The sequence below is a fragment of the Streptomyces sp. NPDC048603 genome (assembly GCF_043199475.1).
Classification (GTDB): Bacteria; Actinomycetota; Actinomycetes; order Streptomycetales; family Streptomycetaceae; genus Streptomyces.
Genome location: NZ_JBICVY010000028.1, coordinates 17,960 through 37,792, shown reverse-complemented (window position 1 = coordinate 37,792; position 19,833 = coordinate 17,960). Strand labels below are relative to the sequence as shown.

The window sequence follows — 19,833 nt, the reverse complement described above, 5'->3', positions numbered from 1 at the left end:
CGTTGTTCCCGTGGCCGCCGTAGCACTCGCCGCGGCCCTGCTGGCATCGGGTTGCGGTGCGGACGAAGCGGGGAAGGGCGGCAAGGAACCCGCGCTCGGTCCGGTCGCCCACAACCCGGTCACCTCCTCGCTGGCGTTTCCCATGGACGCGTTCACCGACTCCGACGCCGATGTCCGTCGGATGGCCCGGGTCCAGGACCGCATCACTGCCCAGTGCATGGCCCGGTACGGCTTCACGTACGAGGGCTCTGCCTCGGCGACGGCTCCCGCGGGCGCCGAGGACCGTCACCGCTACCTGTTCGGACTGGCGGACCCGGCCTACGCCGCCCGGTACGGCTACGACAAGAACGCCGGTGCCGAGCGCGTCCCGCCCACCCGGCCGACGCTCAGCGACAGCGCCAACGTCGTCCTGCACGGCATGCGCTCCGACGACAAGCCGGGGAGCCGCCCCGACCCCATGACCCAGGACGAGGCGGACAAGACCGACAGCGGGATCGACGTCGGAGGGAAGAAGGTTCCGGCGGGCGGATGCGTCCGGGAGGGCTACCGCAAGCTGTACGCCCCGACCAAGGACAGCGTGGACCTGCTGTTCGCGTTCGGGCTCTCCTCCGAGGCGCATCAGCGGTCGAAGAACGACTCGCGGGTCAAGGACGTCCTGGGGAAATGGTCGGACTGCATGGGCAAGGCCGGCTATTCCGGCATCTCGACCCCCTACGAAGTGGTCGAGAAGCTGCGGCTGACCGACGACAAGGGCGGTCCGAAGGCGGTCGCCGTGGCCGTGAAGGACGTCGCCTGCAAGCGCGAGGCGAACCTGGTCGGTGTCTGGGCCGCGGTGGAGAAGGCGTACCAGGAGCAGCTGGCCGAGGAGCACGCCGAGACGCTCGCGCTCTACAAGAAGCAGCGGGACGCGCGGTTCAAGCTGGCCGCCTCCATGTCCTGACGGGCGGCGGGCGGGCGCGTACGCACACGAAGGGCCGGCACTCCCGAGCGGGGGAGTGCCGGCCCTTCGTCATGTCCCGGGGGACGGAGCCCTGGGGGCGGGGACGACCGGAGCGCGGACTAGAGCACGCGGACCGCGCCCGTGGGGCGGTCGTAGCTCAGCGAGCGCTCCACGATGCCCGTGCGCGGGTTCTGGGCGCCGACGAACTTGCCGCCGCCGACGTAGATCGCCACGTGGTACGCGCTGCCCTTGGAGCCCCAGTACAGGATGTCGCCCGGCTGCAGGTTGCTCAGCGAGACGGAGCGGCCGGCCAGCGACTGCGACTGGGAGGTGCGGGACAGGGAGATCCCGGCCTGGCGGTACGCGGCCTGCACGAGCCCCGAGCAGTCGTAGGCGGAGGGGCCGGTGGAGCCCATCACGTACGCCTTGCCGACCTGCGCGCGGGCGAAGTTGACGATGGAGGCGGCGGAGCCGGTGGCCTTCGTCGGGGTGTCGTTGTTGGTCGTGTTCTTCAGCGTCAGGGACGACCGGCCGTCGTTGCGGGTGGCGCGCTCGGCGGCCGCCTTGCGCTCGGCCTCGGCCTTCGCCTTCTTCTCGGCGTCGGCCTTCTTCTGGGCGTCTTCCTTGGCCTTCTTCGCCTGGGCGGCGGCGCCGGTGCGGGCCGTCTCCTCCTGAGCGGTCAGCTCGCCCTCGACGGCGGCCGCGCGGGAGTTGTCGGCGGCGGTGGAGACGGCGGAGACGACCCCGGCGCCCAGGTCCAGGTCGAGGACCGGCATCTCGAGGGTCTCGGCCGAGGGCTCGGCCGGCGTCGCGCTCGCCGTGCCGGCCATCGCCAGGGTGCTGAGCACGCCACCGGCAACTCCGGCGCGGACCGCGAGCTTCGAGGCGCTGCGACGGGGCTTCCGGTGGCTGGGTATGTGAGCGGTGTGGGACATGAGTACAACCGCTATCAGGGCGCCAGGGGTCCCTTCAAGAAACGTGGGCTGCGCCACAGTTGTCCGCCGACGGACTGAACCAAGCGTTCCGGAAGTCTTATTGACGCCGTAACGGACGAATCGGACAGGCGCTCATAAGGCTGTGATCAAGGGGTTTCCTTGATTTGTCCTATTTGATCTACCGCCTACCATCCATACGGACAGATGGCCAAGCCCCCTTTCCCGGGTAACCGGGCGGGCGTGACGCAGGTCACAGTGGGGTCACGCTTGGGTGGAGTCTTGAGTGTCATTTCGGCCATCCCGGTGCGGATGCGGCCGCGACCGCCGTGTGGCGCCGGGGGCTCGTGAACGGATGCACGCGCCGGGACCCCCCGCGGGAGCCGCCCCGCGCGTCCACTTCCGTACCCTCCACCTCCCCCGCCCGGGCGATGCGAGTTCCCTTATCACGCCACCGGCCCCGCTGCCAATTTGCGTGCAGTGGCCATTCTTTGATAGTGCGGCAAGCCTTCGACCTGCGGTAAACGGCTCCGATGTCACCTCTGGTGATCATGTGGGTGCTTCGCGTACGAAGATCACCACTCATCGGACTTCATGATCGTTCGTCAGGTGGTGGAGATCACAAACTCGGTCTTGCAACCCGTGTCGCAGATCACAGAGCGGCAGGCATAGGATGCGCACCAGTCCGGCTTGTGAACTGCCTCACATGTGCGCGATCTTCGCGAGGCGGGACATGCGCGCCGGTACAGCGGTCCAACGGTCAAGGACGACTGGAAGGAGCGAGGAGCGTGAATGCCTACACGCCCATCCTCGTGCTCGGCGCACTGGGCGCAGGGTTTGCGATCTTCTCCGTGGTCATGGCCACGCTGATCGGCCCGAAGCGGTACAACCGGGCGAAGCTCGAAGCGTACGAGTGCGGCATCGAGCCGACTCCGCTGCCGGCAGGCGGCGGTCGCTTCCCCATCAAGTACTACCTGACGGCGATGCTCTTCATCGTCTTCGACATCGAGATCGTCTTCCTCTACCCCTGGGCCGTCACCTTCGACGCCCTGGGGATCTTCGGGCTCGTCGAGATGCTGCTCTTCGTGCTCACCGTCTTCGTGGCCTACGCGTACGTCTGGCGGCGCGGCGGCCTGGAATGGGACTGAGGGGCTGAGTTTCCATGGGACTGGAAGAGAAGCTGCCGAGCGGCTTCCTGCTGACCACCGTCGAACAGGCCGCGGGCTGGGTGCGCAAGGCGTCCGTCTTCCCCGCCACCTTCGGCCTGGCGTGCTGTGCCATCGAGATGATGACGACCGGGGCGGGCCGCTACGACCTGGCCCGGTTCGGCATGGAGGTCTTCCGCGGATCGCCGCGCCAGGCCGACCTGATGATCGTGGCCGGCCGGGTCAGCCAGAAGATGGCGCCGGTGCTGCGCCAGGTGTACGACCAGATGCCCGCTCCCAAGTGGGTCATCTCCATGGGCGTGTGCGCCTCTTCGGGCGGGATGTTCAACAACTACGCGATCGTCCAGGGCGTCGACCACATCGTCCCGGTGGACATCTACCTGCCCGGCTGCCCGCCCCGGCCCGAGATGCTGATGGACGCGATCCTCAAGCTCCACCAGAAGATCCAGACCTCGAAGCTCGGCGTGAACCGGGAAGAGGCGGCCCGTGAGGCGGAGGAGGCGGCCCTCAAGGCACTCCCCACCATCGAGATGAAGGGGCTGCTCCGGTGAGCGAGAGCCGCGAACCCAACCCCGAGAGGGACATCAGCGCGCAGAACCTGCCGGGCCAGCGCGGGGACCACGGTGAGGAGATCCGGGTCCAGCGCGGCATGTTCGGTGCCCGCAACGGCGGCGACACCTCCGGCTACGGCGGCCTGGTCCGCTCCATCCGGATGCCCGGCCCGTCCGCCCGGCCGTACGGCTCCTATTTCGACGAGGTCGCCGACGAACTCGAAGGCGCCCTGGAGGAACAGGACCTGGTCCCCGCGGGCGTGATCGAGAAGACCGTCGTCGACCGCGGCGAGGTCACCTTCCACATCGCCCGCGAGCACCTGCTCCGCGTCGCCCGCACCCTGCGCGACGACCCCGCCCTGCGCTTCGAGCTCTGCACCGGCGTCTCCGGCGTCCACTACCCCGAAGACAAGGGCCGCGAGCTGCACGCCGTCTACCACCTGCGCTCGCTCACCCACGGCCGGCTGATCCGGCTGGAGGTCGCGGTCCCGGACGCCGACCGGCACCTCCCGTCACTCGTCTCCGTCTACCCGACCAACGACTGGCACGAGCGCGAGACGTACGACTTCTTCGGCCTGATCTTCGACGGGCACCCGGCCCTCACCCGGATCATGATGCCGGACGACTGGCAGGGCTTCCCGCAGCGCAAGGACTACCCGCTCGGCGGCATTCCCGTCGAGTACAAGGGCGCCCAGATCCCGGCTCCCGACCAGCGGAGGTCGTACAGCTGATGTCCCACACCCCGAACCACGCGGAAGCGCCGGCCGAAGGCCGGGAGACCACCGAGGGCACCGTCTACACGGTGACCGGCGGTGACTGGGACGAGATCGCCCGGTCCGCGGCCAAGGCGGACGACGAGCGCATCGTCGTCAACATGGGTCCGCAGCACCCGTCCACCCATGGAGTGCTCCGTCTGATCCTGGAGATCGACGGCGAGACGGTCACCGAGGCCCGCTGCGGAATCGGTTACCTGCACACCGGAATCGAGAAGAACCTCGAATTCCGCAACTGGACGCAGGGCACCACCTTCGTCACGCGCATGGACTACCTGACGCCCTTCTTCAACGAGGCGGCGTACTGCCTGGCCGTGGAGAGGCTGCTCGGCATCACCGACCAGGTCCCCGACAGGGCCTCGGTCATCCGCGTGCTGCTGATGGAGCTCAACCGGATCTCCTCCCACCTGGTGTGCATCGCCACCGGCGGCATGGAGCTGGGCGCCACCACGATCATGATCTACGGCTTCCGGGACCGCGAGCTCGTCCTCGACCTCTTCGAACTGATCACCGGCCTGCGCATGAACCACGCGTTCATCCGGCCCGGCGGGCTGGCCCAGGACCTGCCCCCGGGCGCCATGGACCGGCTCCGCGACTTCGTGAAGACCTTCAAGAAGAACCTGCCGGAGTACGACAAGCTCGCCACCGGCAACCCGATCTTCAAGGCCCGCATGCAGGACGTCGGCTACCTCGACCTGGCCGGCTGCATGGCGCTGGGCGCCACCGGACCGATCCTGCGCTCCGCCGGACTCCCGCACGACCTGCGCAAGTCCGACCCGTACTGCGGCTACGAGGACTACGAGTTCGACGTGCCGACCACCGAGACCTGCGACTCCTACGGGCGCTTCCTGATCCGCCTGGAGGAGATGCGGCAGTCGCTGCGGATCGTCGAGCAGTGCCTGGACCGGCTGGAGCCCGGCCCGGTCATGGTCGCCGACAAGAAGATCGCCTGGCCGGCCCAGCTCGCCCTCGGCCCCGACGGCCTCGGCAACTCGCTCGACCACATCAAGAACATCATGGGCACCTCCATGGAGGCCCTCATCCACCACTTCAAGCTGGTGACCGAGGGCTTCCGGGTCCCGCCCGGCCAGGTCTACGCGGCCGTCGAGTCCCCCAAGGGAGAACTCGGCGTCCACGCCGTCTCCGACGGCGGCACCCGCCCCTACCGGGTCCACTTCCGCGACCCGTCCTTCACCAACCTGCAGGCCATGGCCGCGATGTGCGAGGGCGGCCAGGTCGCCGACGTCATCGTCGCCGTCGCCTCCATCGACCCCGTGATGGGAGGTGTCGACCGATGACAGACGTTTCGCTCGGCATGCCGCAGCTCCCGGCCCCGGACTTCCCGGCGGACGTACGCGCCCGGCTCGAAGCGGACGCGGAGGAGGTCGTCGCCCGCTACCCCGACAGCCGGTCCGCCCTGCTGCCGCTGCTGCACCTGGTGCAGTCGGAGGAGGGCTACGTCTCCCGCACCGGCATCCGGTTCTGCGCCGAGGTGCTCGGCCTGACCACCGCCGAGGTCACCGCGGTCGCCACCTTCTACACGATGTACCGGCGCAAGCCGTCCGGCGAGTACCAGGTCGGCGTCTGCACCAACACCCTGTGCGCGGTCATGGGCGGCGACGCCATCTTCGAGGAGCTCAAGGAGCACCTCGGGGTCGGCAACAACGAGACGACCGAGGACGGCAAGGTCACCCTCGAACACATCGAGTGCAACGCGGCCTGCGACTTCGCCCCGGTGCTGATGGTCAACTGGGAGTTCTTCGACAACCAGACTCCCGAGTCCGCGAAGGCCCTGGTCGACGACCTGCGCGCGGGCCGCCCGGTCGAACCGACCCGGGGCGCCCCGATGTGCACGTACAAGGCAACCGCTCGGATCCTGGCCGGCTTCCCCGACGAGCGCGAGGGCGCGGTCGCGGCGAGCGGCGGCGCGGGCCCCGCTTCCCTGGTCGGCCTGCGGATCGCCCGCGGCGAGACCCCGCACGCGCCGATCGTCCACCCGCGGCGCGAGACCAAGGGCGAGGGAGGGGAGTGATGAGCGTGTCGGCCGAACTCAGTAAGAACGGTACGTCGCCGGAGAAGCTCCTCGCGCCGGTGCTCTCGGCGTTCTGGGACGAGCCCGAGTCGTGGACGCTGGAGACCTACCTGCGGCACGACGGCTACCAGGGCCTGCGCAAGGCCCTGGCGATGACCCCGGACGAGGTCATCGCCTACGTCAAGGACTCCGGACTGCGCGGCCGCGGCGGCGCCGGCTTCCCCACCGGGATGAAGTGGCAGTTCATCCCGCAGGGCGACGGCAAGCCGCACTACCTCGTGGTCAACGCCGACGAGTCCGAGCCCGGGACCTGCAAGGACATCCCGCTCCTCTTCGCCAACCCGCACTCCCTCATCGAGGGAATGATCATCGCCTGCTACGCGATCCGCTCCGGGCACGCCTTCATCTACCTGCGCGGCGAGGTCGTCCCCGTCCTGCGCAGGCTGCACGAGGCGGTGCGCGAGGCGTACGCCGCGGGCTACCTCGGACAGAATGTCCTGGGCAGCGGTCTCGACCTCGAACTCACCGTGCACGCCGGCGCCGGCGCGTACATCTGCGGCGAGGAGACCGCCCTCCTCGACTCCCTCGAAGGCCGGCGCGGACAGCCCCGGCTGCGTCCCCCCTTCCCCGCGGTGGAGGGCCTCTACGCCTGCCCCACCGTGGTGAACAACGTCGAGTCGATCGCCTCGGTTCCCGCGATCCTGAACCGGGGCAAGGACTGGTTCAAGGCGATGGGGACGGAGAAGTCGCCCGGCTTCACCCTCTACTCGCTCTCCGGGCACGTCGCCAACCCCGGACAGTTCGAGGCCCCGCTCGGCATCACCCTGCGCCAGCTGCTCGACATGAGCGGCGGCATGCGGCCCGGCCACCGGCTGAAGTTCTGGACCCCGGGCGGCTCCTCCACCCCGATGTTCACCGACGAGCACCTCGACGTCCCGCTGGACTACGAGGGCGTGGGCGCGGCCGGCTCGATGCTCGGCACCAAGGCCCTGCAGTGCTTCGACGAGACCACCTGCGTGGTGCGGGCCGTGACCCGGTGGACCGAGTTCTACGCCCACGAGTCCTGCGGCAAGTGCACGCCCTGCCGCGAAGGCACGTACTGGCTGGTCCAGCTGCTGCGCGACATCGAGGCCGGGAAGGGCGTGATGTCCGACCTCGACAAGCTGAACGACATCGCGGACAACATCAACGGCAAGTCGTTCTGCGCGCTCGGCGACGGCGCGGCCAGCCCGATCTTCTCCTCGCTGAAGTACTTCCGCGAGGAGTACGAGCAGCACATCACGGGCAAGGGCTGCCCCTTCGACCCCAAGAAGTCGACCCTGTGGGCCGACACGGAGGTGACCGCATGACCGCCCCGGCAGAGGACCTGGTCTCCGTGACCATCGACGGGGTCGAGCTGTCCGTCCCCAAGGGGACCCTCGTCATCCGGGCCGCCGAGCAGATCGGCGTCGAGATCCCGCGCTTCTGCGACCACCCCCTCCTCGACCCGGTCGGCGCCTGCCGCCAGTGCATGGTCGAGGTGGAGGGCCAGCGCAAGCCGATGGCCTCCTGCACGATCACCTGCACCGACGGCATGGTGGTCCGTACACAGCTGACCTCGCCGGTCGCCGACAAGGCGCAGCGCGGCGTGATGGAGCTGCTGCTGATCAACCACCCGCTGGACTGCCCGGTCTGCGACAAGGGCGGCGAGTGCCCGCTGCAGAACCAGGCCATGTCGCACGGCAACGCCGAGTCCCGCTTCGAGGGGCGGAAGCGGACGTACGAGAAGCCGGTGCCGATCTCCACGCAGGTGCTGCTGGACCGGGAGCGGTGCGTGCTCTGCGCGCGCTGCACCCGCTTCTCCAACCAGGTGGCCGGCGACCCGATGATCGAACTGGTGGAGCGCGGGGCGCTGCAGCAGGTCGGCACCGGCGAGGGCGACCCGTTCGAGTCGTACTTCTCCGGCAACACCATCCAGATCTGCCCGGTCGGCGCGCTCACCTCGGCCGCCTACCGGTTCCGGTCCCGCCCCTTCGACCTGGTGTCCTCGCCGAGCGTGTGCGAGCACTGCGCGGGCGGCTGCGCCACCCGCACCGACCACCGGCGGGGCAAGGTGCTGCGGCGGCTCGCGCAGAACGACCCCGAGGTCAACGAGGAGTGGATCTGCGACAAGGGCCGGTTCGCCTTTCGGTACGCGCAGCGGCCGGACCGGCTCACCACCCCGCTGGTCCGGGACCCGGAGACGGGCGCCCTGGTGGAGGCGAGCTGGCCGGAGGCGCTGGCCGCGGCGGCCCGCGGGCTCGCGGCGGCGCGCGGCCGCACCGGCGTCCTGACCGGTGGCCGGCTCACCGTCGAGGACGCCTACGCGTACGCCAAGTTCGCGCGGGTGGTGCTGGACACCAACGACGTCGACTTCCGGGCCCGGGTGCACAGCGCCGAGGAGGCCGACTTCCTGGCCGCGCACGTGGCGGGCACCGGGACCGGGCTGTCCGGCGAGGGGGTCACGTACGCCTCGCTGGAGGCCGCCCCCGCGGTGCTGCTGGCCGGCATCGAGTCCGAGGAGGAGGCGCCCGGCGTCTTCCTGCGGCTGCGCAAGGCGCACCGCAAGCGCAAGCAGCGGACCTTCGGACTGGCGCCGTTCGCCACCCGCGGCCTGACCAAGGCGGGCGGCACCCTGCTGGCCGCGGCTCCCGGCACCGAACCGGAGTGGCTGGACGCGCTGGCCTCCCGCACCGGGCTGGAGGAGGGCGGCCACGAGGCCGCCGAGGCCCTGCGGAAGCCGGGCTCCGTCATCGTCGTCGGAGAGCGCCTGGCGGGCGTGCCCGGGGCGCTGACCGCCGCGCTGCGGGCGGCCGCCGCGACCGGGGCACGGCTGGTGTGGATCCCGCGGCGGGCCGGTGAACGGGCCGCCATCGAGGCGGGCGCGCTGCCCTCGCTGCTGCCGGGGGCCCGGCCGGCCACCGACCCGCGGGCCCGCGAGGAGGTCGCACGGGCGTGGGGCCTGGAGGAGCTGCCGCACCGGTACGGCCGGGACACCGGCCAGATCGTGGAGGCCGCGGCCACCGGCGAGCTGGGGGCCCTGCTGGTCGGCGGCGTCGAGCCGGCGGACCTGCCGGACCCGGCGCGCGCCCGGCAGGCGCTGGCCGAGGCGTTCGTGGTCTCGCTGGAGCTGCGCCCGAGCGAGGTCACCGAGCACGCCGACGTGGTGTTCCCGGTCGCGGCGGTGGCCGAGAAGGCGGGCGCCTTCGTGAACTGGGAGGGGCGGATCCGCCCGTTCGAGGCGGCCCTGAAGCCCGACCAGATGACCCGGCGGCTCGCTCCCGCGGACTCCCGCGTGCTGCACATGCTGGCCGACGAGGCCGGCCGGCCGCTGGGCCTGCCGGACCTCCACGCGGTGCGCCGAGAGTACGACCGGCTCGGCCCGTGGGCCGGCGAGCGGGCCTCCGCGCACCCGGCCGGCGCCGAGCCGCTGCCCCGCCCCGGCACGGGCGAGGCGATCCTGGCCGGGCACCGGCTGCTCCTGGACCAGGGGCTGCTGCAGCAGGGCGACGAGGCCCTGGCCGGCACCCGGCACGAGGCGAGCGCCCGGCTGTCGGCGGCCACCGCCGCGGAGACCGGCGTCAAGGACGGTGACGTGCTGGCCGTGACCGGCCCGGCCGGCACCGTCGAACTCCCGCTGCGGGTCACCGAGATGCCGGACCGGGTGGTCTGGCTCCCGCTGAACTCCACCGGCGGCGGGGTCCTCGCGGACCTGGGCACCCGCCCGGGCACCCTCGTCCGGATCGGCGCGGCCGGTCCGGCGCCGTCCGGCGACACCACTGCGGAGGTGGGTGCGTGAACACCGTAGTACTCGCCGCCGAGGACCTTTCGTTCTTCGGCAGCGACCCCTGGTGGCTGGTCCTCCTGAAGGCGGTGTTCTGCTTCGCCTTCCTGATGGTCACCGTCCTGTTCTCGATCGTGTGGGAGCGCAAGGTCGTCGCCTGGATGCAGCTGCGCATCGGGCCCAACCGGCACGGCCCCTGGGGCATGCTCCAGTCCCTCGCCGACGGCATCAAGCTGATGCTGAAGGAAGACATCATCGTCAAGCGGGCCGACAAGGTCGTCTACGTGCTGGCCCCGGTCATCGCGGCGATCCCGGCCTTCATGGCGATCGCGGTGATCCCCTTCGGCCCGGCCGACGACCAGGTCTCCATCTTCGGCCAGCGCACCTCGATGCAGCTGACCGACCTGCCGATCGCGATGCTGTACATCCTCGCGGTCGCCTCCGTCGGCATCTACGGCATCGTCCTGGCGGGCTGGTCCTCCGGCTCGACCTACCCGCTGCTGGGCGGCCTCCGCTCCTGCGCGCAGATGATCTCGTACGAGATCGCGATGGGCGCGGCCTTCGCCTCGGTGTTCCTCTACTCCGGATCGATGTCGACCTCGGCGATCGTCGAGGCGCAGCAGGACCGCTGGTTCATCGTCCTGCTGCCGGTGTCCTTCATCATCTACGTCGTCACGATGGTCGGCGAGACGAACCGGGCCCCGTTCGACATGCCGGAGTCCGAGGGTGACCTGGTCGGCGGCTTCAACACCGAGTACTCGTCGATCAAGTTCGCGATGTTCATGCTGGCCGAGTACGTCAACATGGTCACCGTCTCGGCGGTCTCGGTCACCCTCTTCCTCGGCGGCTGGCGCGCCCCGTACCCGATCAGCACCTTCTGGGAGGGCGCCAACCACGGCTGGTGGCCGCTGCTCTGGTTCGTCATCAAGGTGCAGCTGCTGCTCTTCTTCTTCATCTGGCTGCGCGGCACCCTTCCCCGGGTCCGTTACGACCAGCTGATGAAGCTCGGCTGGAAGGTCCTCATCCCCGTCTCGGTGGTCTGGCTGATGCTCGTCGCCACCGTCCGCGCCCTGCGCAACGAGGCGTACGACTTCGGCGAGATCGTCCTGTACGTCGGCGGGGGCGTGTTCGCGGTCCTGCTGCTCTCCCTGGTCGTGGACGTGTTCCGGGACCGGAAGGCGAAGGCGTCGGAGGCTGCCGCACCCCGGGCGGAGGAGCCCTTCGACCCGATGGCGGGCGGGTTCCCGGTGCCGCCGAAGCCCGGGCAGAGCATCCCACTTGTACCGCGCAGGCGGCCCCGCGCGAAGCGGGAGCTGATTGTCAGTGGCGGGTCGAATACTGACAGTGACCGAGAGGAGGGTGCTGAGAATGTCTGACGAGAAGTGGCAGAACCCGGTGGCCGGCTTCGGCGTGACCTTCAAGGCCATGTTCAAGAAGCGGCTCACCGAGCAGTACCCGGAGCAGGAGAAGACCACCGCACCGCGCTTCCACGGGCGGCACCAGCTCAACCGCCACCCGGACGGGCTGGAGAAGTGCATCGGGTGCGAGCTGTGCGCCTGGGCCTGTCCGGCCGACGCGATCTACGTGGAGGGCGCGGACAACACCGAGGAGGAGCGCTACTCCCCGGGCGAGCGGTACGGGCGGGTCTACCAGATCAACTACGCCCGCTGCATCCTCTGCGGGCTCTGCGTGGAGGCCTGCCCGACCCGGGCGCTCACCATGACCAACGAGTTCGAACTGGCCGACGCCAGCCGCGAGTCGCTGATCTACACCAAGGAGCAGCTGCTGGCCGGGCTGACCGAGGGCATGGTCGAGGCGCCGCACGCGATGTATCCGGGGACGGACGAGGGGGACTACTACCGCGGCCTGGTGACGGGCGCCGCTCCCGGCACCGAGCGCCAGACCGCGGTGTCCAAGGGCGAGCAGAAGCCCGAGGACGAGGAGGTCGGGGCATGAGCACGCTCGCCGAAGCGGCCTCCACGGGTGAGGCCGTCCAGTTCTGGATCCTCGGCACGATCGCCGTGATCGGCGCGCTGTGCACGATCCTGATGAAGAAGGCCGTGCACAGTGCGCTGTGCCTGGCCGGGACGATGATCATCCTCGCGGTCTTCTACCTGGCCAACGGGGCCTACTTCCTCGGAGTGGTCCAGATCGTCGTCTACACCGGCGCGATCATGATGCTCTTCCTCTTCGTGGTCATGCTGGTCGGTGTCACCGCCGCGGACTCCCTCAAGGAGACCATCAAGGGCCAGCGCTGGCTGGCCCTGCTGTGCGGGCTCGGCTTCGGCATCCTGCTGATCGCCGGCATCGGCCACGCCGGGCTCGACCAGTTCAACGGGCTCGGCCGGGTCAACTCGGCGGGCCATGTGGAGGGCCTGGCCGAGATCATCTTCACCAAGTACGTGTTCGCCTTCGAGATCACCGGCGCGCTGCTGATCACCGCCGCGGTCGGCGCGATGGTGCTGACCCACCGCGAGCGCACCGAGCGGGCCGCGACCCAGCGGGAGCTGGCCGAGCAGCGCGTACGCGAAGGGGTCCAGGTCCCGCCGCTGCCCGCGCCCGGCGTCTACGCCCGGCACAACGCGGTCGACGTACCCGGCCTGCTGCCGGACGGCACCCCGTCCGACCTGACCGTCAGCCAGACGCTGCGGGCCCGCGGCCAGGTCCGGGACGTGTCCGGCCGGGCACTGGAGGACCTGAAGGCACTGGAGCAGCGGGCGGCCGAGCGCCTCGGGCGCGATGCGCACGAGGAGGCCGCCAAGTGAATCCGGTCAACTACCTGTACCTGTCGGCGCTGCTGTTCACCATCGGCGCGGCCGGTGTGCTGATCCGGCGGAACGCGATCGTGCTGTTCATGTGCATCGAGCTGATGCTCAACGCCTGCAACCTCGCGTTCGTCACCTTCTCGCGGATGCACGGCAACCTCGACGGCCAGGTCATCGCGTTCTTCACGATGGTCGTCGCCGCCGCGGAGGTCGTGGTCGGCCTGGCGATCATTGTGTCGCTGTTCCGTACCCGCCATTCGGCCTCGGTCGACGACGCCAGCCTGATGAAGCTGTAAGGGGCGTACACCGTGGAGAATCTGATTGCGCTGCTCGTGGCGGCGCCCCTGCTCGGGGCGGTGCTGCTGCTGTGCGGCGGCCGGCGCCTCGACGCCGTCGGGCACTGGCTCGGCACCCTGCTCGCCGCCGCTTCCTTCGGGATCGGCGTGGTCCTGTTCGCCGACATGCTGGGGCGCGAGGCGGACGACCGCACCCTGAACCAGTTCCTGTACAGCTGGATCCCGGTCGAGGGCTTCCAGGCGGACGTCGCCTTCCAGCTGGACCAGCTGTCGATGACCTTCGTCCTGCTGATCACCGGAGTGGGCACGCTCATCCACCTGTACTCGGTCGGGTACATGGAGCACGACGAGCGCCGGCGCCGCTTCTTCGGCTATCTGAACCTGTTCCTCGCGGCGATGCTGCTGCTGGTCCTCGCCGACAACTACCTGCTGCTGTACGTCGGCTGGGAGGGCGTGGGCCTCGCCTCGTACCTGCTGATCGGCTTCTGGCAGCACAAGCCCAGCGCGGCCACCGCCGCCAAGAAGGCGTTCCTGGTCAACCGGGTCGGCGACATGGGCCTGTCCATCGCCATCATGCTGATGTTCACCACCTTCGGGACCTTCGCCTTCGGGCCGGTGCTGAGTTCGGCGGGCGAGGCGTCCGAGGGCAAGCTGACCGCGATCGCGCTGATGCTGCTGCTGGCCGCCTGCGGCAAGTCGGCCCAGGTGCCGCTGCAGTCCTGGCTCGGTGACGCCATGGAGGGCCCGACCCCGGTCTCGGCCCTGATCCACGCGGCGACCATGGTGACCGCCGGCGTCTACCTGATCGTCCGGTCCGGCGCCATCTTCAACGGCTCGCCCGACGCCCAGCTGGTCGTCACCGTCGTCGGTGCGGTCACGCTGCTCTTCGGTGCGATCGTCGGTTGCGCGAAGGACGACATCAAGAAGGCGCTGGCCGGTTCGACGATGTCGCAGATCGGCTACATGATCCTCGCGGCCGGCCTCGGCCCGATCGGCTACGCCTTCGCGATCATGCACCTGGTCACGCACGGCTTCTTCAAGGCCGGGCTCTTCCTCGGCGCCGGCTCCGTCATGCACGGCATGAACGACGAGGTCGACATGCGCAAGTACGGGGCGCTGCGGAAGTACATGCCGGTCACCTTCGTGACCTTCGGTCTGGGGTACCTGGCCATCATCGGCTTCCCGGGCCTGTCCGGCTTCTTCTCCAAGGACAAGATCATCGAGGCCGCCTTCGCCAAGGGCGGCACCGAGGGCTGGATCCTCGGCGGGGTGGCCCTGCTGGGCGCGGCCATCACCGCGTTCTACATGACCCGCGTCATGCTGATGACCTTCTTCGGCGAGAAGCGCTGGCAGCCCGACGAGCACGGACACGAGCCGCACCCGCACGAGTCCCCGAAGAGCATGACGGTCCCGATGGTCCTGCTGGCCTTCGGCTCCGTGTTCGCGGGCGCCGTGTTCAGCTGGCACGACTCCTTCGTGACCTGGCTGGAGCCGGTCACCTCCTTCGAGCACGGGCACCCGCCGATCGGCGCCGCGGCCATCACCGGCCTCACCGTGGTGGCCCTGATCGTCGGCGTGGCCCTGGCCTACGGGCAGTACGGCCGCAAGCCCGTCCCGGTCACCGCACCCCGCGGCAGCTGGGCCACCCGGGCGGCCCGCAAGGACCTGTACCAGGACGACTTCAACCACGTCGTGCTGGTGCGCGGCGGCGAGCACCTGACCCGCTCGCTCGTGTACGTCGACCACAGCCTGGTCGACGGGGTGGTCAACGGCACGGCCGCCTCCGTCGGCGGGCTCTCGGGCCGGCTGCGCAAGCTGCAGAACGGCTACGCCCGCTCGTACGCGGTGTCGATGTTCGGGGGCACGGCGATCCTCATCGCCGCGACCCTGCTGATGAGGGCGGTGTGACATGAACTTCCCGCTTCTGACGGTGACGGCGGCGACACCCGCGGTCGGCGCGATCCTGACGGCGGCCGTCCCGGCCGCCCGCCGGACCGCCGCCAAGTGGCTCGCGCTGCTCGTCTCCCTGGCGACGCTGGCGCTGGCCGCGGTCGTCGCGGTCCGGTTCGAGCCCGGCGGCGCCCGCTACCAGCTCACCGAATCCCACGCCTGGATCCCGGACTTCGGGGTCAGTTACGAGCTGGGCGTGGACGGCATCGGGGTGGCGCTGATCGCGCTCACCGCCCTGCTGATCCCCTTCATCATCGTGGCCGGCTGGCACGACGCCGACCCCCTGGAGACGTCCTCCAAGCGGTGGCGTCCGACCCAGGGCTTCTTCGCCCTGATCCTGATGGTCGAGGCGATGGTGCTGCTCTCCTTCGCCGCCACCGACGTCTTCCTCTTCTACATCTTCTTCGAAGCCATGCTCATCCCGATGTACTTCCTCATCGGCGGCTTCGGAGACCGGGCGCACGCCGGCTCGGACGAGAACGCGGCCGCCCAGCGGTCGTACGCGGCGGTCAAGTTCCTGCTCTACAACCTGGCCGGCGGCCTGATCATGCTGGCCGCCGTCATCGGGCTGTACGTGGTCACCGGCAGCTTCTCCCTGACGGAGATCGCCGACCTGCGGGCCGCGGGCAAGCTGGAGATGGCCACCAACACCGAGCGGCTGCTCTTCCTCGGCTTCTTCTTCGCCTTCGCGGTGAAGGCCCCGCTGTGGCCGCTGCACACCTGGCTGCCGAACGCGATGGGCGAGTCCACCGCCCCGGTCGCCGTCCTGATCACCGCGGTGGTCGACAAGGTCGGCACCTTCGCGATGCTCCGCTTCTGCCTCGGCCTGTTCCCCGACGCCAGCAAGTGGGCCACCCCGGTGGTCCTGGTCCTCGCCCTGATCAGCATCGTCTACGGGGCGCTGCTCGCGGTGGGCCAGCGGGACATCAAGCGACTGGTCGCCTACGCCTCGATCTCGCACTTCGGCTTCATCATCCTGGGCATCTTCGCGATGACCTCCCAGGGCCAGTCCGGCGCCACCCTCTACATGGTCAACCACGGCCTGTCGACGGCGGCGCTGATGCTGGTGGCCGGCTTCCTGATCTCGCGCCGAGGCTCCCGGCTCATCGCCGACTACGGCGGTGTGCAGAAGGTGGCCCCGGTGCTCGCCGGCACCTTCCTGATCGGCGGCCTCGCCACTCTCTCGCTGCCCGGACTCGCCCCGTTCGTCAGTGAGTTCCTGGTGCTGGTCGGCACCTACGCCCGGTACCCGGCCGTCGGCATCATCGCCACCCTCGGCATCGTGCTGGCCGCGCTCTACACCCTGGTGCTGTACCAGCGGACCATGACCGGACCGGTGCGCGAGGAGGTCCGGGCCATGCCCGACCTGCGCCTGCGGGAAGTCCTGGTGGTGGCCCCGCTGATCGCGGTGCTGATCTTCCTGGGCGTCTACCCGAAGCCGCTGACCGAGATCGTCAACCCGGCGGTGGAGTACACCATGTCCGATGTGAAGCAGACGGATCCCCGTCCCGAGGTGGAGGCGGCGAAGTGATCAGTCCGACCACTCTGAGCGCCGACGCGGTGGACCGGATCCCGGCCCCGCACATCGAGTACGCGCAGCTGGCGCCCACGCTGATCGTGGTGGGCGCGGCCATCCTCGGCGTGCTCGTGGAGGCGTTCGTACCGCGCAAGTCCCGCTACTACGTCCAGGTCTTCCTCGCGGTGGCCGCGCTCGCCTCGGCCTTCGCGGCCGTGGTGGCGCTGGCCGCCGGCGGGTACGGCACGACCAAGGCGCAGGTCGCCGCGATGGGCGCGCTGGCCGTGGACGGGCCCGCCCTGTTCCTGCAGGGCACCATCCTGCTGGCCTCGGTCATCGCCCTGTTCACCTTCGCCGAGCGTCGCCTCGACCCGAAGGCGCACGGCAACCGGGTGGACTCCTTCGCCGCCCAGGCGGCCTCCGTCCCGGGCAGCGACAGCGAGAAGGCCGCCGTCAAGGCCGGTTTCACCACCACCGAGGTGTTCCCGCTCGCGCTGTTCGCGATCGCCGGCATGCTGATGTTCCCGGCGGCCAACGACCTCCTGACGCTGTTCATCGCCCTGGAGGTCTTCTCCCTCCCGCTGTACCTGCTCTGCGCCCTCGCCCGCCGCCAGCGGCTGATGTCGCAGGAGGCCGCGGTGAAGTACTTCCTGCTGGGCTCCTTCTCCTCCGCCTTCCTGCTGTTCGGCATCGCCCTGATGTACGGCTACGCGGGCTCCGTCTCGTACGCGCAGATCGCGGACGTGGTGGACGGCACGGTCACCCGGATCGACCCGGCGCTGGCCACCACCATGGGCAACGACGTGCTGCTGCTGATCGGCGGCGCGCTGATCCTGATGGGCCTGCTGTTCAAGGTCGGCGCGGTGCCGTTCCACATGTGGACCCCGGACGTCTACCAGGGCGCGCCCACCCCGGTGACCGGCTTCATGGCCGCGGCGACGAAGGTGGCGGCGTTCGGTGCGCTGCTCCGGCTGCTCTACGTGGTCCTGCCCGGCCTGCGCTGGGACTGGCGGCCGGTCATGTGGGGCGTGGCCATCGTGACCATGCTGGCCGGTGCGATCATCGCGGTCACCCAGACCGATGTGAAGCGGCTCCTGGCCTACTCCTCCATCGCGCACGCCGGCTTCATCCTGGCCGGTGTGATCGCCACCTCCGAGCAGGGCGTCTCCTCGGTGCTGTTCTACCTGGCCGCGTACTCGTTCGTGACGATCGGCGCGTTCGCGGTGGTCACGCTGGTGCGCGACGCGGGCGGCGAGGCCACCCACCTGTCCAAGTGGGCCGGCCTGGGCCGGCGTTCCCCGCTCACGGCGGCGGTCTTCGCCGTCTTCCTGCTGGCCTTCGCGGGCATCCCGCTGACGTCCGGCTTCACCGGGAAGTTCGCGGTGTTCAGCGCGGCGGCGGAGGGCGGCGCGGGCGCGCTGGTCGTGGTCGGCGTGATCTCCTCGGCGATCGCGGCGTTCTTCTACGTCCGGGTGATCGTGCTGATGTTCTTCAGCGAGCCGAAGGCCGACGGTCCGACGGTCGCGGTGCCCTCACCGCTGACGATGACCACCATCGCGGTGGGCGTCGCGGTGACCCTGGTGCTGGGTGTGGCCCCGCAGTACTTCCTGGACCTGGCGGGGTCGGCGAGCACGTTCGTCCGCTGACGCCGGCGCTGACCGGCTGGTCCGTACGACCGGGCCCGGCTCCCCTCGCGGGGGAGCCGGGCCCTTCGGCGTTGCGGAGCCGGGTCAGTGCGCCGACGCCGACGGGCACTTCACCGAGGGGTTGTGGGGGGCGAACTTGCCGTGCGGATTGGCCTTGAACAGCCACACGTGCAGTTCGTAGTGGTGGGGCTGTCCCGAGACATGGCCGGGCATCGGCCCGTCGAAGGGCATGCCGAACAGGTAGGGGCGGTCGTCGGTGGTCTCCAGCGTGCCGTCGCCGTCGTTGACGACCCATTCGGCGGCGACCAGTTCGCGCCCCTCGGGGCCGTCCGCGTAGACCAGGGTGGCGGGTGTCCGGGGATCGACCGAGCCGATGTACTTCGGGTTGACGTAGTGGTAGCCGATGCCGCCGGACTTCGGGTCGGAGGCACACTCGTCCGTGCGGATCCAGCCGTCCTTGATGGCCAGGGCCTCGTCCGCGTACTTCGCCGTGGACTTCGCGGCCGCCGAGAGCTCGTTCGCCTCCCGCACCGGGTCCGGATCGGCGGCCGCCCGCGCCGGGGCGGACAGCAGGGTCAGGGCCGCGGTGACGGCGGCCAGCACGGGTGCGAGGGTGCGCACGGACATTCCTCTGGCTCCTACGAGTGCTGATGTGCGGGGGTCAGGGCGGGGGTGGGGGTGGCGCCGGGCTTGGCCGCCGGCGTGGCGCCGGGGCAGGTGACGGCGGGGTTCCAGTTGTGGAAGCGGCCCGACGGGTTCTCCTTGTACGCCCACATGTGAATGTCGTAGTGCCTGGGCATACCCGCCCAGTGACCCGGCATGGGTCCGTCGAAGGGCAGGCCGAACATCGACGGGCGGTCCTCGGTGGTGGTCAGGTCCTGGTCCTTGTCGGAGACCATCCACTCCACGGCGTACAGCCGGTGCTTGCCGTTCCGGTCCGTCTCCGGGCTGTAGACGAGAGCGGTCGGCTTGCTCGGGTCGGTGGACCCCCAGTAGGCGTCCTTCACGTAGTGGTAGCCCATCGCGCCGGGGCCGAACGGGTTGAGCAGGCACTCGCCGTGGCGGACGTAGCCGTCCTTGAGCGCCTGCTCCTCGTCCACGTACTTGGCGGTGACCGCGATGGCCACGGCCATGTCGCGCATCGCCTGCGCGTCGAGGGGGTCGGGGGCGGGACCCTCCACGGCCCGCGCGGGCGGGGCGGCGGCCGGGGTCACGGCCGGGGCGAGGGACAGGGCCACGGCCGCGGCGGCGAGAGCCGCGGTGCGGGCGGACACGGGCATGGCAGGGCCTCCTGCACGGCGGGGACTTCCGGCTGTCCGAGCAGCATGCGCACCGGTGACGCCGTCCCGCCACGCGAACGAGCCGTCCGGATGACCTTGGGTCCCCGCGCCGTGCGGCTGCCCCGGCCGCGCAGGCACGCCTGCCCACACCTCGGCCGAGCCGTGCCCGCAGCTTCGGCGGAGG

General features: G+C 70.1%; 18 protein-coding genes. 15 read left to right on the top strand and 3 right to left on the bottom strand.

The features are described 5' to 3' along the window. Positions 1–10 precede the first annotated feature (10 nt). Positions 11–940 (top strand): hypothetical protein, encoded by a 930-nt coding sequence (locus ACGFQ9_RS38265; protein ID WP_393580516.1) that lies wholly within the window; start codon positions 11–13, stop codon positions 938–940. Between the two features lie 119 nt (positions 941–1,059). Here the strand turns inward: ACGFQ9_RS38265 and ACGFQ9_RS38260 are convergent, their stop codons facing one another. Further along, positions 1,060–1,875, bottom strand: coding sequence for a C40 family peptidase (locus tag ACGFQ9_RS38260; protein WP_393580514.1), 816 nt, complete (start codon positions 1,873–1,875; stop codon positions 1,060–1,062). 785 nt (positions 1,876–2,660) lie between these two features. Between ACGFQ9_RS38260 and ACGFQ9_RS38255 the strand changes: the two genes are divergently transcribed. Genes ACGFQ9_RS38255 through nuoN form a run of 14 tightly spaced genes read left to right on the top strand, consistent with a single transcriptional unit; the run spans position 2,661 to position 18,369 of the window. Continuing rightward, positions 2,661–3,020: an NADH-quinone oxidoreductase subunit A gene (locus ACGFQ9_RS38255; RefSeq protein ID WP_365105677.1), complete on the top strand. Its 360-nt coding sequence runs from the start codon at positions 2,661–2,663 to the stop codon at positions 3,018–3,020. A 14-nt stretch (positions 3,021–3,034) separates the two neighbouring features. Beyond that, a complete protein-coding gene (locus tag ACGFQ9_RS38250; protein WP_365105674.1) occupies positions 3,035–3,589 on the top strand; it encodes an NADH-quinone oxidoreductase subunit B family protein in 555 nt (184 codons plus the stop codon). After that, positions 3,586–4,320: an NADH-quinone oxidoreductase subunit C gene (locus ACGFQ9_RS38245; RefSeq protein ID WP_393580513.1), complete on the top strand. Its 735-nt coding sequence runs from the start codon at positions 3,586–3,588 to the stop codon at positions 4,318–4,320. The genes ACGFQ9_RS38250 and ACGFQ9_RS38245 overlap by 4 nt, the downstream gene beginning before the upstream one ends. Continuing rightward, positions 4,320–5,660, top strand: a complete 1,341-nt coding sequence (locus tag ACGFQ9_RS38240; RefSeq protein ID WP_393580511.1) for an NADH-quinone oxidoreductase subunit D — start codon at positions 4,320–4,322, stop codon at positions 5,658–5,660. The genes ACGFQ9_RS38245 and ACGFQ9_RS38240 overlap by 1 nt, the downstream gene beginning before the upstream one ends. Further along, complete coding sequence (gene nuoE / locus ACGFQ9_RS38235; protein ID WP_393580509.1) at positions 5,657–6,394, top strand: NADH-quinone oxidoreductase subunit NuoE; 738 nt, start codon at positions 5,657–5,659, stop codon at positions 6,392–6,394. The genes ACGFQ9_RS38240 and nuoE overlap by 4 nt, the downstream gene beginning before the upstream one ends. Then, entirely contained in the window at positions 6,394–7,743 is a 1,350-nt protein-coding gene (gene nuoF, locus ACGFQ9_RS38230; RefSeq protein ID WP_393580508.1) for an NADH-quinone oxidoreductase subunit NuoF, read from the top strand. The genes nuoE and nuoF overlap by 1 nt, the downstream gene beginning before the upstream one ends. After that, a complete protein-coding gene (locus tag ACGFQ9_RS38225; protein ID WP_393580507.1) occupies positions 7,740–10,211 on the top strand; it encodes an NADH-quinone oxidoreductase subunit G in 2,472 nt (823 codons plus the stop codon). Before nuoF ends, ACGFQ9_RS38225 begins: the two co-directional genes overlap by 4 nt. After that, positions 10,208–11,572 (top strand): NADH-quinone oxidoreductase subunit NuoH, encoded by a 1,365-nt coding sequence (gene nuoH / locus ACGFQ9_RS38220; RefSeq protein ID WP_393580505.1) that lies wholly within the window; start codon positions 10,208–10,210, stop codon positions 11,570–11,572. The genes ACGFQ9_RS38225 and nuoH overlap by 4 nt, the downstream gene beginning before the upstream one ends. Continuing rightward, positions 11,565–12,152 (top strand): NADH-quinone oxidoreductase subunit NuoI, encoded by a 588-nt coding sequence (gene nuoI / locus ACGFQ9_RS38215; protein ID WP_393580503.1) that lies wholly within the window; start codon positions 11,565–11,567, stop codon positions 12,150–12,152. The genes nuoH and nuoI overlap by 8 nt, the downstream gene beginning before the upstream one ends. Next, positions 12,149–12,961: an NADH-quinone oxidoreductase subunit J gene (locus ACGFQ9_RS38210; protein ID WP_393580502.1), complete on the top strand. Its 813-nt coding sequence runs from the start codon at positions 12,149–12,151 to the stop codon at positions 12,959–12,961. Before nuoI ends, ACGFQ9_RS38210 begins: the two co-directional genes overlap by 4 nt. Next, positions 12,958–13,257 carry an NADH-quinone oxidoreductase subunit NuoK gene (gene nuoK, locus ACGFQ9_RS38205; RefSeq protein WP_393580500.1) on the top strand — a complete coding sequence of 100 codons (300 nt, stop codon included), beginning with the start codon at positions 12,958–12,960 and terminating at the stop codon, positions 13,255–13,257. Before ACGFQ9_RS38210 ends, nuoK begins: the two co-directional genes overlap by 4 nt. Before the next feature lie 12 nt (positions 13,258–13,269). After that, the gene (nuoL, locus tag ACGFQ9_RS38200; protein WP_393580498.1) at positions 13,270–15,165 is read left to right on the top strand and encodes an NADH-quinone oxidoreductase subunit L; all 1,896 of its coding nucleotides are present in this window, start codon (positions 13,270–13,272) and stop codon (positions 15,163–15,165) included. 1 nt (position 15,166) lies between these two features. Next, positions 15,167–16,738 (top strand): NADH-quinone oxidoreductase subunit M, encoded by a 1,572-nt coding sequence (locus ACGFQ9_RS38195; protein WP_393580496.1) that lies wholly within the window; start codon positions 15,167–15,169, stop codon positions 16,736–16,738. Further along, positions 16,735–18,369 (top strand): NADH-quinone oxidoreductase subunit NuoN, encoded by a 1,635-nt coding sequence (gene nuoN / locus ACGFQ9_RS38190; RefSeq protein WP_393580494.1) that lies wholly within the window; start codon positions 16,735–16,737, stop codon positions 18,367–18,369. The genes ACGFQ9_RS38195 and nuoN overlap by 4 nt, the downstream gene beginning before the upstream one ends. 84 nt (positions 18,370–18,453) lie before the next feature. Here nuoN and ACGFQ9_RS38185 read toward each other — a convergent pair whose 3' ends face one another. Next, positions 18,454–18,996 carry a hypothetical protein gene (locus ACGFQ9_RS38185; protein WP_393580492.1) on the bottom strand — a complete coding sequence of 181 codons (543 nt, stop codon included), beginning with the start codon at positions 18,994–18,996 and terminating at the stop codon, positions 18,454–18,456. An 11-nt stretch (positions 18,997–19,007) separates the two neighbouring features. Beyond that, positions 19,008–19,649: a hypothetical protein gene (locus ACGFQ9_RS38180; RefSeq protein ID WP_393580490.1), complete on the bottom strand. Its 642-nt coding sequence runs from the start codon at positions 19,647–19,649 to the stop codon at positions 19,008–19,010. Between the last annotated feature and the right edge of the window lie 184 nt (positions 19,650–19,833).